The sequence below is a fragment of the Gilliamella sp. B3367 genome, assembly GCF_026536825.1.
Taxonomy (GTDB): domain Bacteria; phylum Pseudomonadota; class Gammaproteobacteria; order Enterobacterales; family Orbaceae; genus Gilliamella; species Gilliamella apicola_E.
The window spans coordinates 171,022-186,308 of the sequence record NZ_JAFNNJ010000001.1 but is presented as its reverse complement, the minus strand read 5'-3'; the positions used below and the strand labels follow the sequence as shown (position 1 = coordinate 186,308).

Annotated in this window: 14 protein-coding genes; all 14 read right to left on the bottom strand. The window is 34.1% G+C overall.

Features of this window, described 5'->3' with window-relative positions; genetic code table 11:
• Window positions 1–18: 18 nt before the first annotated feature.
• The 14 genes from murG to J3U23_RS00755 all read right to left on the bottom strand — a co-directional run bounded on the left by murG (window position 19) and on the right by J3U23_RS00755 (window position 15,204).
• Window positions 19–1,065, bottom strand: coding sequence for an undecaprenyldiphospho-muramoylpentapeptide beta-N-acetylglucosaminyltransferase (gene murG, locus J3U23_RS00820; protein ID WP_267338209.1), 1,047 nt, complete (start codon window positions 1,063–1,065; stop codon window positions 19–21).
• Entirely contained in the window at window positions 1,065–2,216 is a 1,152-nt protein-coding gene (gene ftsW / locus J3U23_RS00815) for a cell division protein FtsW (RefSeq protein WP_065562324.1), read from the bottom strand. Before ftsW ends, murG begins: the two co-directional genes overlap by 1 nt.
• On the bottom strand, window positions 2,213–3,547 hold the full coding sequence (murD, locus tag J3U23_RS00810) for a UDP-N-acetylmuramoyl-L-alanine--D-glutamate ligase (protein ID WP_267338208.1): 1,335 nt from the start codon (window positions 3,545–3,547) through the stop codon (window positions 2,213–2,215). The genes ftsW and murD overlap by 4 nt, the downstream gene beginning before the upstream one ends.
• Window positions 3,548–3,570: 23 nt before the next feature.
• A complete protein-coding gene (gene mraY / locus J3U23_RS00805) occupies window positions 3,571–4,653 on the bottom strand; it encodes a phospho-N-acetylmuramoyl-pentapeptide-transferase (protein WP_065734813.1) in 1,083 nt (360 codons plus the stop codon).
• 5 nt (window positions 4,654–4,658) lie between these two features.
• The gene (murF, locus tag J3U23_RS00800) at window positions 4,659–6,023 is read right to left on the bottom strand and encodes a UDP-N-acetylmuramoyl-tripeptide--D-alanyl-D-alanine ligase (RefSeq protein ID WP_267338207.1); all 1,365 of its coding nucleotides are present in this window, start codon (window positions 6,021–6,023) and stop codon (window positions 4,659–4,661) included.
• Window positions 6,020–7,567 (bottom strand): UDP-N-acetylmuramoyl-L-alanyl-D-glutamate--2,6-diaminopimelate ligase, encoded by a 1,548-nt coding sequence (murE, locus tag J3U23_RS00795; RefSeq protein WP_267338206.1) that lies wholly within the window; start codon window positions 7,565–7,567, stop codon window positions 6,020–6,022. The genes murF and murE overlap by 4 nt, the downstream gene beginning before the upstream one ends.
• A gap of 13 nt (window positions 7,568–7,580) precedes the next feature.
• Window positions 7,581–9,353: a peptidoglycan glycosyltransferase FtsI gene (gene ftsI, locus J3U23_RS00790; protein WP_081299465.1), complete on the bottom strand. Its 1,773-nt coding sequence runs from the start codon at window positions 9,351–9,353 to the stop codon at window positions 7,581–7,583.
• Window positions 9,353–9,727, bottom strand: a complete 375-nt coding sequence (ftsL, locus tag J3U23_RS00785; protein WP_065562329.1) for a cell division protein FtsL — start codon at window positions 9,725–9,727, stop codon at window positions 9,353–9,355. Before ftsL ends, ftsI begins: the two co-directional genes overlap by 1 nt.
• Window positions 9,720–10,661 carry a 16S rRNA (cytosine(1402)-N(4))-methyltransferase RsmH gene (gene rsmH / locus J3U23_RS00780; RefSeq protein ID WP_416380086.1) on the bottom strand — a complete coding sequence of 314 codons (942 nt, stop codon included), beginning with the start codon at window positions 10,659–10,661 and terminating at the stop codon, window positions 9,720–9,722. The genes ftsL and rsmH overlap by 8 nt, the downstream gene beginning before the upstream one ends.
• Window positions 10,662–10,670: 9 nt before the next feature.
• Window positions 10,671–11,117, bottom strand: coding sequence for a division/cell wall cluster transcriptional repressor MraZ (gene mraZ / locus J3U23_RS00775; RefSeq protein WP_065562331.1), 447 nt, complete (start codon window positions 11,115–11,117; stop codon window positions 10,671–10,673).
• A gap of 378 nt (window positions 11,118–11,495) precedes the next feature.
• Window positions 11,496–12,194, bottom strand: coding sequence for a 6-phosphogluconolactonase (gene pgl / locus J3U23_RS00770; RefSeq protein ID WP_267338204.1), 699 nt, complete (start codon window positions 12,192–12,194; stop codon window positions 11,496–11,498).
• 14 nt (window positions 12,195–12,208) lie between these two features.
• Window positions 12,209–13,669, bottom strand: a complete 1,461-nt coding sequence (gene zwf / locus J3U23_RS00765) for a glucose-6-phosphate dehydrogenase (protein WP_065562333.1) — start codon at window positions 13,667–13,669, stop codon at window positions 12,209–12,211.
• 191 nt (window positions 13,670–13,860) lie between these two features.
• Entirely contained in the window at window positions 13,861–14,145 is a 285-nt protein-coding gene (gene rplY, locus J3U23_RS00760; protein ID WP_065562334.1) for a 50S ribosomal protein L25, read from the bottom strand.
• A 186-nt stretch (window positions 14,146–14,331) separates the two neighbouring features.
• On the bottom strand, window positions 14,332–15,204 hold the full coding sequence (locus J3U23_RS00755; RefSeq protein WP_065562335.1) for a D-hexose-6-phosphate mutarotase: 873 nt from the start codon (window positions 15,202–15,204) through the stop codon (window positions 14,332–14,334).
• Window positions 15,205–15,287: the final 83 nt, after the last annotated feature.

The window sequence follows — 15,287 nt, the reverse complement described above, 5'->3', positions numbered from 1 at the left end:
AATTATAAATAAAATTCGTTATTTTACCACTGAAATCAGTGTTTCTGCCACTCTTTCTGTCGAATTTATAATGGATAAACTTTTCGCTTTTACAGCCATTTCAACTAATTCTTGTCGACTTAGGTTTGAAAGTAATTGAAATAATGAATCAACATTAAAATCAGGCTGTTCAATAATCTTAGCAGCATCAATATCAGCTAAAGATTTTGCATTCCAAAATTGCTGGCGATCTTTATGCATAAAAGGAACAAAAATAGCACCAATACCAACAACTTCTATTTCACTCACAGTTAATGCACCGCTTCGACAAATAACTATATCAGCCCAACTATAGGCTTCTTTAACATCACTAATAAATTCTGTTACTTGGTTAATGTTACAGTTCTGATAAGATTTAATTACATCATCTAACATTCCTTTGCCCGTTTGATGCCAAACAATAAATTTATCAGACAATTTTGAAATTGCTTGAGGAACAACAGTATTGATTACTTTGGCGCCTTGACTACCACCCATAACCAAGACTCTAATAGGGCCTTGTCTATTTCTGAGTCTTTCACTGGGTTCTTCAATTGTTAATAAGTCACTACGAACTGGATTACCAACCACTTCGGCATTTTTAAATGCTGTTGGAAAAGCTTGTAAAACTTTAGTTGCAATTTTAGACAAATATTTGTTTGTTAATCCCGCAATGCCATTTTGTTCATGTAGTACCACTGGAATACCTAAACTTTTGGCAGCTATTCCACCAGGCCCTGAAACATACCCGCCCATACCTAAAACAACATCAGGACGATACGCTTTTAAAATTTTCCTAGCTTGTAAAACAGCTTTCAATATTTTATAAGGCGCTTTTAATAATGCTAGTTTACCTTTGCCACGTAGTCCTGATATTTGAATAAAGTCTATTTCAATTCCATTTTCAGGCACTAACTGTGCCTCCATACGATCAGCTGTACCTAACCATCTTACTTGCCAACCTTGTTTCATTAAATGATGAGCAACAGCAATACCAGGGAATACATGCCCACCAGTACCACCAGCCATGACTAATAACTTTTTCATTATTTAATTGACCTTATTCTTGCTTGAGCTTGTTGTTGTCTAAACTCAAAATCTATTCTTAGTAATATTGCAACTGCAATACTCATTACAATAAGGCTTGAGCCGCCATAACTAATAAATGGCAAAGTTAAACCTTTTGTAGGTAACATACCGGATGTTACACCAACATTAACAAAAGTTTGAAAACCAAACCAAATGCCGATTTCACAAGCCAAATAGCCTGAAAATTGAGATCCTTCGTTTAACGCCCGATATCCTATAGCTAATGCTTTAAATGTTAGAAAGAAAAGTAATAACAACAAAGCTACGACACCGATATATCCATACTCTTCTGAAATAATTGAAAAAATAAAATCAGTATGACATTCAGGTAGATAGCGTAATTTAAAAATAGAATTACCAATTCCTTGTCCAGTTATACCACCATTACCAATAGCCATTAATGAAGCAACAAGCTGATAACCGGCTCCAGTGGCATCTTGCCATGGATCAAGGAATGTCATTAAACGTGTCAAACGGTAAGATTCATATAAAATAAGGCAAGCAACTGCACCAACCCCAGTTAGTAAAATGGCAATAAATTGCCATAATTGTGCACCAGCAATAAATAAAATGCCAATTGTGACCATGAATAATACAATCACCGTACCTAAGTCAGGCTGTTTTAGTAATAAAATTGATAAAACAGCCATCACCACCATAGGTTTAAAAAAGCCCCAAAATCCGTTTTGAACTTCATCTGATTTACGAGCTAGATAACCTGCTAAAAATAGAAATAATGATAATTTAGAAAGCTCAGCTGGTTGAAAATTAAAAACACCTAACGGAATCCAACGCGACGCACCATTAATTGAAGAACCGATCCCCAAAACCACTATCAGCATAATAATTGAAATAATTAATAAAACTGATCCAAATTGTTGCCAACGTTGCATAGGAATATATAAAGCTATACACATTAAAAATAGCGACATTCCAATTTGGATTAACTCGCGTTGGGTATAAAAGAAAGGAGCACTTTCACTAAATGCCATTGATGAGGATGTCACCATAATTAAACCAAATATCATTAAACCAATCACTGTCCAAAGCAACTGGTTATCGAAAGGAATATTTGGATTTACTTGTTTTCTTATCCAAAAGAATGTCATTTTTCACCCCTTTGAGTATACTGCTTAGCAAGTTGTGCAAAAAGATTTCCGCGTTCAATGTAATTTTTAAACTGATCTAAACTTGCACAAGCAGGCGAAAGCAACACCACGTCTTTTGGTGCTACTTTTTTAGCTATACATTCAATAGTTTCAGCCATCGTTTCTGTAATCGTTGATATATTAGGCGCTAAATTAGCAAGTAAATTTCGATCTCGTCCAAAACAGAAAATTTCAATATTTCTACCTTTTAAATAAGGAATCAAAGGTGAAAAGTCTGCTGATTTGCCATCTCCACCTAGCAATAAAAACAATTTTCCATTACATATAACACTATTTAAAGCAGCTTCTGTGCTACCTACATTTGTTGCTTTAGAGTCATTAATCCATTTTACCCCATTACTATCAAATACTAACTCAAAGCGATGAGGTAACCCCTGAAAATTAGCAATAGTTTTCAAACTTGAATCACGATCAATGTTTAAACTATCGGCAATAGCTAATGCTGCTAATGCATTCAAATAATTATGACATCCAATTAATTTCATTGCGTTAGTCGCTAGGACTGGCTTTTGTTGTGCAATCAAGTATTCATAATTATCATCTAAATGATAATCTCCAGCCTTTATTCCAAATGAAACACAGTGGTGATGATTATTCTTTGGTTTAGTTAATTTATCATCATGATTAATTACACAACATTTTGCATTGTGATAAATGCGTTGTTTAGCTTCAGCATACTGCATTAAACCAAGAGGATAACGATCCATATGGTCTTCGGAAATATTCAATATTGTTGCCACAGAAGCTTGTAAGCTTGATGTCGTTTCTAACTGAAAACTCGAAAGTTCTAACACATAAATATCACAATCTTGTTTTAATAGAGAAAGAGCAGGTTCACCGATATTGCCACCTACGCCAACTTTTAATCTAGCCTCTTTGACAATATCCCCAACCAATGTAGTAACGGTTGTTTTACCATTTGCCCCTGTAATAGCAATAATTTTTTTATTTCTATCTTGATTAACTTCACGGCAAAAAAGCTCGACATCACCAACAATCTCAATACCTTTTTCAGCGGCTTTTTGTAATTCAGGTGTAGATAATGCAATACCAGGACTGGCAATAATCAGATCTGCATCAAATAGCCAGTCTATATTTAGATTTCCTAAATGATAAATAACACGATCATCTAATTGCTCTAATCCTGAAGGAGATAAACGTGTATCAATCACTTTCGGTATAACATTCTGAGCAAGAAAATAGTCAACACACGAAAGTCCTGTTATCCCTAATCCGATAATAACAACTTTTTTACCTTGATAGTCAACCATGATGCAATCCTACTCTATTTTATTTAACGTAATTTCAAGGTTAATAAACCAATTACGACTAACATCAATGAAATAATCCAAAACCGAACAATTACTCTTGGTTCTGGCCAACCTTTTAATTCATAATGATGGTGAATTGGTGCCATTTTGAAAATTCGTTTACCTCTTAATTTGAACGAACCTACTTGTAAAATTACGGATAAAGTCTCTATAACAAAAATTCCACCCATTACTAATAATAAAAATTCTTGTCTCAGTAGTACTGAGATAATCCCAAACACACCACCTAAAGCTAACGAGCCTACATCACCCATAAAAACCATCGCCGGATAGGTGTTAAACCATAGAAAGCCAAGACCTGCACCAATGATTGCAGTACAAACAATCATTAGTTCGCCACTAAATTTGATATATGGAATATGTAAATATGCAGCAAAGTTAACATTACCTGTCGCCCAAGCAACAAGAGCAAAACCAGCAGCTACAAACACAGTTGGCATAATTGCTAAGCCATCTAAACCGTCAGTAAGATTTACTGCATTACCTGCACCAACAATAACCACATAAGTCAGTAAAATGAACCATAACCCTAATTGCGGCATAACATCTTTGAAAAAAGGAACAACTAATACTGTTACGGAACTATCTTTCCCATATGCATAAAGACCAAAAGCCACAATTAATGCAATAACTGACTGCCAAAAATATTTCCACCTAGCAATTAAACCCGCAGTATTTTTACGGATAACTTTTAAATAATCATCAGCGAAACCAACAAGACCATAACCAAGTAAAACAAATAAGGTTACCCAAACATAAGGATTTCGTAGATCTGCCCATAGAAAAACAGAAAACGAAATAGAAGCTAAAATAAGCGTTCCCCCCATTGTTGGTGTTCCCTTCTTACTTAAATGAGATTCAGGACCATCGTGGCGAATAACTTGACCAATTTGTAATTTTTGAAGCCAATCAATTACTTTTTGCCCCATAATTAACGAAATTGCCAATGATGTTAATAACGCAAGAATAGCCCTTACCGTTAGATAAGAAATAACATTAAAAAAAGTAAAATATTTAACTAAATATTCTGATATCCACACCAACATAATTTTTAATCCTGACCTGTTTTTAATTGAATTTCTGTGATTAATTCTTCCATTCTTGCACTACGTGAACCTTTAACTAACATAGTTAAGTTTGGATATTTTTGTAATAACGCTAACAAAAACTCCACTGCTTTATGTTTATCAACAAAATGGTGTCCAACACCACTAAATTGGCTAATCAATTCGCTTAAATCACCAACACTAACAACACAATCAATTTTTTGTTGTTTAGCTAATTCACCAATTTGTTGATGATAATTTTTTGCGTTATGTCCCAATTCCGCCATATCACCTACAACTAAAACTCGATAACCTGGTTGAGTTGCTAAAACATTAATAGCAGCCGACATTGACCCAACATTAGCATTATAGGAATCATCCCAAATTAATTGAGTTTGATTTAATTTAATTGGGTAAAGACGCCCTTTCACAGATTTCGACGTTGCTAATCCCTTCTTAACTTCTATTAAAGTTGCACCTACTGATATTGCTAAAGCTGCAGCAGCAATTGCATTAGATACATTATGCTCACCAACTAATGGTAAGGTGATTTCACTCTCACCAATTGGTGTGCACAATGTGAAAATAGTCTGATCCATTACTTTTATATTACTAGCATAAAAATCAGCAGAAGAATTATGTAAAGAAAAGGTCCAAACAGTTTTATTATTTAGCTCTTTTAACCAATTATCAGAACAACTATCTAAATTAATAATCGCGATGCCGTTTTCTGAAAGCCCTTCAAAGATTTCACCTTTAGCTGTTGCTACCCCTTCAAGTGAACCAAAACCTTCAATATGAGCTAAAGCAATATTATTAATGAGTGCACTATTTGGTTTAACTAAACGAGTGGTATAAGCAATTTCACCAATATGATTTGCACCCAGTTCAATAACTGCAAATTGATCTTGCTTTGATAATCTTAATAACGTTAATGGAACTCCAATATCATTATTAAAATTACCTTGAGTATAAAGTGTTTCACCACACTGCTGTAAAATAGTAGCAGTCATTTCTTTCACAGATGTTTTACCTGATGAACCAGTCAACGCGACAATTTTAGCTGAGCTTTGATCTCGCACAAATGAAGCGATTTGACCTAATGCTAAATGGGTATCATTTACTACTATTTGAGGAATATCATCGTCGAGTTTGTGATTAGCAATTACCAAACAAGCTCCATCTTTAATAGCTTGTTTAGCAAATAAATGACCATCAAATTTATCACCCACTAATGCAATAAATATTGATTTATGAGTAATTTTTCGTGAATCAGTACAAATTTCTTCAATAGTTAATCTCTCATCTTGAATATGATAAGAAGTCCCATTAACTATTTTTTCAACTTGCTTAATATCTAAAGGAATCATGATTGATTCTCTACCCCTAAAATCTGTTTTACGGTTTCTTGATCTGAATAATGATGCTTTGTTATACCTATAATCTGATAATCTTCATGTCCTTTCCCAGCTATTAGAATAACATCATCAGGTTTGGCTTGAGCTAGGGTCTTTGTGATAGCTTCAACTCTATCAGTAATAACTTGTGTATTTTTAACGTCAGTTAGCCCTTCTTGTATATCATGAATAATTTTTATTTCATCTTCAGTACGAGGATTATCATTAGTTAATACAATTTTATCGGCAAACTGTTCAGCAACTTCCCCCATTAATGGTCTTTTACCTGTATCTCTATCGCCTCCACAGCCAAAAATCACCCATAATTTACCTTTGCAATGAATGCGGCTTGCTTGTAATGCTTTTTGTAGAGCGTCAGGTGTATGGGCATAATCAATGATTACCGTTGGGCTATTTTTCACGTGTATCACTTCCATGCGACCACATATTGGCTTAAGATACGATGCCATATTGACTACTGCAAAAAATGGATAATCAAGTGTTAGTAATGTTGCGATTGCTAATAGTAAATTTGATACATTAAATTCACCTAGTAATCGGCTATGAATAATGGCATTACCCCAACTTGATTCCATATAAATTTCGGCACCTTTATCATGATATTCAATCATTGACACACCAACAAAAGGGTTGTCCATCATCTTCAAGCGTCGCAATGACTTAGGTTGGCATGATACTGCAGTCGCTTTTGATAATTTATCAATCCAACGTCGTCCATAAGCATCATCATAATTAATAATGGGTTTTCCTGAACTAGCTACCTGCTTTTCTTTTTCATCAGAACTAAATAGCGACCATTTTGCCTTAGCATATCTATTCATCGTTTTATGATAGTCAAGATGATCTCGGCTTAGATTAATAAATACTGTCGCTGCACAATGTAATTCTTTTACCCGACTCATCGATAACCCATGGGAAGAAATTTCCATTGCCACAACTTGAACACGTTTTGCTACAAAATCAGCTAGATAAGACTGAACTTCTACAGCAGATAAAGTTGTGTTTGGCGAGGGTTCGAGATGATTGTAAACACCATTACCAATCGTGCCTAACAATGCGGATTTTTTATTTAATAAAGTTGCACATTGTGCAATCAACTGCGTAATTGTCGTTTTACCGTTTGTCCCTGTTACTCCAATTACAGATAAATGTTTAGAAGGCGAATGATAAAAATCAGCTGCAATTTTTGATAATTTTTGAGAAAGTTGAAACACACTTATTTGTGGAATAACTTTCTCGTCTTTTTGATTTAGGTAATCAATTTTCAAATCATTTGATTTTCTGTTTGTTTCAGTTAGAACAAGTACAGCACCTGATGAAATTGCTTGAGGAATAAAATCTTTACCATTAACGGTATACCCTTTAATAGCTACAAACACATCTCCTTTTTGCACTTTCCGACTATCAATTACTAATTGATTAAGCGGGAAATCATCTACTGGTAGTTGATTCCCACCTAATAAGTTATATAAAGTTTTAAATGTGCTTGTTGCCATTATTTATTACCTATTAATATACAATCATTTGACCATCAACTTGACGATCTGGTTTTACATTCATTGTTCTAAGAACTCCCCCCATAATACGGCTAAAAACAGGGGCTGAAACAGAACCACCATAATATTGCCCAGCTTTTGGATTATCGATAACAACAACCAGTGAATATTTAGGTCCTGTTGCTGGTGCAATACCAGCGGTATAAGCTAAATATTGATTAACATATCGTCCACCAGATAGTTTTTTAGCTGTACCCGTTTTAACACCTACACTATATCCAGGGACAGAAGCTTTGGTACCACCTCCAGTCACAGCAACCGCTTCCATTAATTGCACTACTGTTTTAGCTGTTTTTTCAGCTACAACACGTTTACCTTCTACTGGCTCGTTAATTTTTAATATTGAAACAGGTCGATAAACACCATAGCTACCGATAGTTGCATAAGCCCTAGCTAGCTGTAGTGGGGTAACACTTAATCCATAACCAAAAGAAAACGTCGCTCTTTCTATATCAGCCCATTTTCTTGTTCTATCAGCAGCAATTGAACCACTCACTTCTCCACCTAAACCGAGTTCAGTTGGTTGTCCTAACCCAAAACGGCTATAAAACTCAACAAGGTCACCTGATTGCATTTGTAAAGCTAACTTACTCACACCGACGTTACTTGATTTTTCAAGGATACCAGCCAAATTTAGGGCTTTTTGATAAGACACATCTTTGATTTCATAACGATTTACCAAAAAAGGTCTAGTATCAATAACCGTGTTTAAATCAGCTATTTTTTTCTCTAATGCAGCCATAACAACTAAAGGTTTAACTGTTGAACCTGGCTCAAATGCATCTGTTATCGCTCGATTTCGTAATAAACTATAATCAATTGAAGATCGATTATTCGGGTTATAGGATGGACTGGTTGCCATAGCCAATATTTCACCCGTGTGAACATCAATTAAAACAGCTGTGCCACTATCAGCTTTGTTAAATTCCACAGCTTGACTAAGTTCACTGTAAACGAGCGATTGTAAACGTTCATCAATACTTAATGTCAAATCAGAAGCAACTTCACTTTCAGTCCTTTCTAATTCTTCTATAACTCTACCAACACGATCTCGCCTAACAACACGTTGTCCTGATTCACCAATCAGCCATTTATTAAAGCTTTTTTCAATTCCTTCTGAACCTTTTTCCGTTCCATTTTCATCAATGTCAGTTAAACCGATTAATTGTGCTATATTTTCAGCTGCTGGATAATAACGTTTAGATGTTTTGGCAAACGAAATACCAGGTAATTTTAATTGTTTTAAATAATCCGATATTGTTGGTGTAATTTGTTTAGACAAATAAACAAAACGCATCGATGGATTACTCAATTTTTGCTCTAGTGTCGACATTGGAATATTCAATGTCTTTGCTAATCCTTGCCAACGGATATCATTAGGATCAACTCCGCCTTTTTGTACAACAATTTTCGGATCAGCCCAAACATCATACATAGGTACACTAACAGCCAATGCTCTGCCATTACGATCCGTAATCATTGCTCGAGGTGCGCTCATTTCTTGATGACGAATTGAGCGTTTATTGGCTTCAGCAATTAACTTATCAGGTTCTATTATTTGTAAAATTGCCAATCGGACAAGTAAACCAATAATTGCTAAAATAATAAAACCATAAACAATATAAAATCGAGTGAGGGTAAAAATTTGTTTTTTACTATTTAATTTATTCCCTTTATTCGATTTTGTAGTATGTTTTACATTATCTCTTTTATTAGCAAACTTCATTATTTACTCTTTATCACAATAACGGTTTCATTTTGCGGTGTCACATACGACATGCCCAATTGATTTTTAGCTTTATCTTCAACACGTTTTGGATCAGCAAGTACATTTTCCTCAATAACTAAATTACGCCATTCACTTTCTAAAACATCTTGTTCGAGTAATAATTGTTCACGTTCAAATAATTGTTTACGGACTTGCTGGGTTATAACTAATACAGCTCCAGCAGAAATAATAATAAAAACCAATAACAATAATGAAATTTTTTGATGGCCGAGCAAATCACTAAGGATTAATCCAAATAAACTTTTGCTGGGTCTTTTTTGATTGTGTATATCTACACTTGTTCTTTGATAAATTTCATTGTTACTATTCATTTTTCCTTTCTGCTATCCTTAATATCGCGCTTCGAGAACGCGGGTTACCATATATTTCATTATTGCTTGGCTTAATTTTGCCAAGTGATTTTAATTTAGCATCACCATATTGTTTAATTTGTTGTTCTGTTAATGGTAAGCCAGCTGGTAAATTAGGACCTTTACTCTGTTTATTTATAAATTGTTTTACAATTCTATCTTCTAATGAATGAAAACTAATAACTGCAAGTCTTCCTTGAGCAGCAAGCACTGACAAACTACTATTTAAGGCTTGCTCAACTTCTTCCAATTCACTATTTATATAAATGCGAATAGCTTGGAACGAGCGTGTTGCTGGGTGTTTATTTTTATCTTTTTTCGGTGTTGCTTTTTCAATTAGATTTGCTAATTCTAATGTACGAGTAATTGGTGAAACTTTATTCTGTTCCACAATTGCACGTGCAATCCTTTTGGCAAACTTTTCTTCCCCAAAAGTTTTTAAAACCCATGCGATATCATTTTCATCACTATTTAGTAACCACTCACTTGCAGTTACACCTTTGCGGTTATTCATCCGCATATCAAGTGGTCCATCTCGCATAAAAGAAAATCCTCTTTCAGGATCATCTAATTGTGGAGATGAAACCCCCAGATCTAATAAAAAGCCATCAATATTACCTAACAACCCTAAATCATTGATATATTGATGTACATTCGAAAACTCTCCTCGAATAAAAGTAAACCTAGGATCGGTTATATTAAGTGAGGCTTGTTCAGCACGTTCATCTCGGTCAATTGCAATTAGTTTCCCTTCTTCGCCCAATTGTTCAAGAATTAACCTAGAATGACCACCACGCCCAAAAGTACCATCAATATAAATACCGTTTTTTTTTATATTTAATGCAGCCACAGCTTCATTTAACAAAACAGTTTTATGTTGATAATCCATCTTTATTTACTCTTATTAAATTGTTAGACTTTTTAAATTTTCTGATAAGTTTTCAACATCTGTTGATAATGTGGCAATGTCATCACTAATTTGTTGATACCAAATTGCTTCATCCCATATCTCAAATTTATTAGATTGGCCAACAAACATGGTATGTTTTTCTAGTTTTGCATAAGTACGTAAAGTTGGTGGAAGTAAAATACGTCCTGCATTATCTAAATTACATTCCGTTGCATAACCTAATAATAGTCTTTTAATTCTTCGTTCTGCTTCAACAACTGTTGATAATGTTGATAGCTGTAATTCAATTTTTTGCCATTCAGTCATTGAATAAAGTGTCAAACAGGGGTGATATAAACCAATGGTACAAACTAAACCATCAGGCAAAAATTCACGATAACGAGTAGGGATTGCTATTCGCCCTTTGCTATCTAAATTGACTGAAATTGCACCACTAAACATGAAAGCACCGTAATTGTTAATTTTTATTGTTTTTAAATTATTAAAAAAATCAATATGTTAATTAAAAAACCTATTTTTTACCACTTAACCCCACTTTTTACCACAAAAGTTACAAAAATAATAGATATTTAATCAAATAATTTCTAACAATTTAAGAAATTAATAAGATAATAAGTGAGCACTAACAAATTAAGTAAAGCGCTTAGAAATGGTAAGACAAAATTATTAACAGTGTTTATTAATATCCGAAACAAACTAATAAATAAAAAAGCCACAAATAATCAATTTATTAATAATTAAAAATAGCTCAATAGATGTTTTAATATGAGACCATAAATGAGAGCTTTGCCAGTAAAACTGGCAAAGTTGATTGTTCGGTTAAGATGCTGTCCAAAAACCAATTACATTGACTTTGTTTTGTTGCAGTATTGCACGAATTGGCATTTGATTAATATCATCTCCCTTTTCTGCTTGTTGTAATACCTGCATTTTGCTTCCTCCAACTAAATGCAGATAGATATTTTGACTATCTAAAATAGTTGGTAATGTTAAAGTAATGCGGTCTAATGGAGCCGTCAATGGAGTCATTCCAACAACTTTGCGACCTGATTTCATATCCAAACCAGCCCGCAAATTTGCCGCACCCGGGAAAAGTGAGGCAGTATGACCGTCTTCTCCCATTCCTAAGATTAAAACATCTAAAGGCATAGGAATTTTATTTAAAATTTTGTCTGTAATTTCTGCACCATCAAATGGATTATCACAACTATTTTTTAAACCTACAAAATTGGCCAATTTAGCTTTATTTTGTAATAAGTAAGTTAACACTAATTTTTCATTACTAGCGTCATCGGTATCATCTACCCACCTATCATCTACTAATGTAATAAAAACATTGTGCCAATCTAAATCTTGTTGGCTTAATAGTTTAAATAATGGAATAGGTGTTTTACCACCTGATACAGCAATAGAAGCATGTCCCTTTTTATCAATAGCTTGTTTCAAATCTTTGACAATATAAGCAGCTAAATCTTCAATTAATAATTGACTATTTGGATATTTTTTTAATGTAAACATATTGTTAAATTCCTCTATTCAAACTCATGCCATGAATGACCATCTTTAGTTATCAAAGCAACCGAAGCGACAGGCCCCCAAGTACCAGCAGGATAAGTTTTAGGTGGTTCATTATCTAATTTCCAGGCACTAATAATTGAATCAACCCATTTCCAAGCTGCCTCTACTTCATCTCGATGAACAAATAATGCTTGTCTTCCTCGCATCACTTCAAGTAACAACCGCTCATAAGCATCAGCACTTTGTTGATGAAAAGTTTCACTAAAACTTAAATCTAACTTAGTCGTTTGTAAATTATGTGTACTGTCTAATCCTGGCACCTTATTTAAAATTTCAATATCCATACCTTCATCTGGCTGTAGACGAATTGTTAGTTTATTCTGCGGTAGTTCAGAATAAGACTCACTAAATAAATTAAGGGGTAAAGATTTAAAATAAACTACTACTTCAGAACACTTGCTTGGTAAACGTTTTCCGGTTCGTAAATAAAAAGGCACACCCGCCCAACGCCAATTATCAATATCAACTCGAATAGCAACAAATGTTTCCGTATTACTTTGTTTGTTTGCACCATCTTCTTCTAAATAACCAGGAACATTGATACCATTAACAAACCCTGCAGTATATTGTCCTCTAACAACTTTTTCACGGATATTTGCTTTATTAATTGGACGTAATGCATTAAGTACAGCAATCTTTTCTCTACGCAAGCTATTATCTTCAAGATTTGCAGGTGGAGACATGGCAATCATCGTCAGAATTTGTAATAAATGGTTTTGCACCATATCACGCATTTGACCCGCTTTATCAAAATAACCCCAGCGGCCTTCAATTCCTACTTGTTCTGCAACAGTGATTTCAACATGATCAATAGAATTTCTATCCCAAAGCGAAGCAAATACAGGATTAGCGAAACGAAGTGCGAGTAAATTTAAAACTGACTCTTTTCCTAAGTAATGGTCGATACGATAAACTTGTGATTCACTGAAAAATTTTGCAACTGAATCATTAATTTCCTTTGATGATTGCAGATCAAAACCTAGTGGTTTTTCCATTACAATTCTATTTTGAGCCTGATTTAAACCTGCTTCAGCTAACCCTTGGCAAATCGTACCAAAGGCATTGGGATGCATCGCAAAATAGAAAATAGCAGGATGTGACTTTTCAAGCTTATCTTTTAATAAATTAAAACCGGCAATGTCATTAACATCTAATTTATGAAAGTTAAGGCGTTGGCTAAAACGTTGCCAAATACTTTCATCTAGTGGTTCAGTCATAAATGTGGTTAACGCATCTTTTGCAACCTCAGTGTAAGCGGCTTGATCCCAATCAGCTCGACCTACACCTAAAATTTTTGTCTGCTTTGGCAACTTTCCATATTTTTCTAATTGATATAGAGACGGTAAGAGTTTGCGCCTTGTTAAATCCCCTTTAGCGCCAAAAATTACCAAATCGCAAGCTGGGATATCAGACATGAGTTTCTCCTAAAATGGTGTAATCTACAATTTATTTTATTATGTTTAATACCAATATACATCAAGTTAATAGAATAAATTATAACAATAGGTATTTGTCGTTTTAAGACTATAGTAAAAAATAAAAGGTCACCATTTAGGTGACCTTTTATTTAAAGATATTGTTGAATGATTTTTCAACAAACATATGATTATGCGCGTACAAAATCCATGTGAACTAATTTTGGTTTAAATGGATGACGTTGTACTGCTTGCACTTTAGCTTTAACTGCTTTACCGTCAATTTCAATAGTTAGTACTTCAGAATAAAACTCTGGTTTTTCTTGCATATTGAAAATTTGATTGTGATCTAACACAATAGAAATTGCAGGTTCTGTTCCACCATAAACAATTGCTGGGAACTGACCAGCGTGACGCAGGCGGCGGCTCGCACCCTTACCATGCTCTTTTCTAACTTCTGCTTTAAATTTAAACATATTGATTTCTCTTGTTTATTCTAAATAAAAAACCAATTACAGGCGACCCAGTAGTTGGCTATAAAATTGATGCTCTAAAAAGCGCTAAGGATTATAAAGTGTTATGATTGTAAACGCAATCAAATAATCAGTTTAATAAAGATATAGTCTTATATTGATTGCGTTTGCAATATCAAAACCTAATGATTAAATAACTTCAATCTTAAATCCATATGTTGATTTCTGTATTGGCGATAATTTTAACGCCTTATTAATACGACACGTTTCAACACATACCATAGATTGATATTCTTCATCAGCAAAATCCGCCATTGCTTTAGCTTTATCTATCCAAGGATTCCAAGTAACAACATCACTTGCATTAACATTAGTTAATTTAATTGTTCGTTTACCATCGGTAATAAGGATTGAGTCATCCGCATGGGTATAAATGCGATCAACCTCTTGATTAAAGGTAAGTTGCCCTGAAATTGATGGTTTATTTTCAACTGCTAAGCGTTCTTGATAAGAATCGCCTAAACCTTTAACAGTGACATCATTAATATTATTAACTTCAAAATAAGTATGTAATGCACTTGTTGCTTCGAAATCCCCAGTGCAAGATAAATTCACTTCACACGTTTGTCCAACATGAATGGTTAACCAAGCTTGGAAAGGTTTTGTGAAAAACTGTTCTGTTTGCTGATTATTAGTTAATGATAAAGTTAAATTCACTCCATTATTATCTTCTTTGCAAGAATCTAATTTCCATTCAACCAGACGCGCAAAACCATGCATAGGATCACCCAATTTACCAAACCATGGCCAACAAATTGGTACTCCCCCTCTAATTGCAACTTCCTTTTTAAAGTTAGCTTTTTGACTTAACCAAATAACAGGTGTCGGTTCTGTTGAAGGTTGCCAAAATAAAAGATGAGCACCTTGTAACGATACTGCTGCTGAACACGTTTTATGTTTAATCACTATGACAGGCAATTCACCAAATGTACATTGATTAACTGATGCACTCACTGATGTACTTGATAAATCACTATCTAAAATCTGCTTAATAATACTCATATTTACTCCTAACTATCTAATTTGCTTGGCGAACATCGTCTTTAGTCATTAATTGTACGCGCATTATTCGAATTATAAAAACG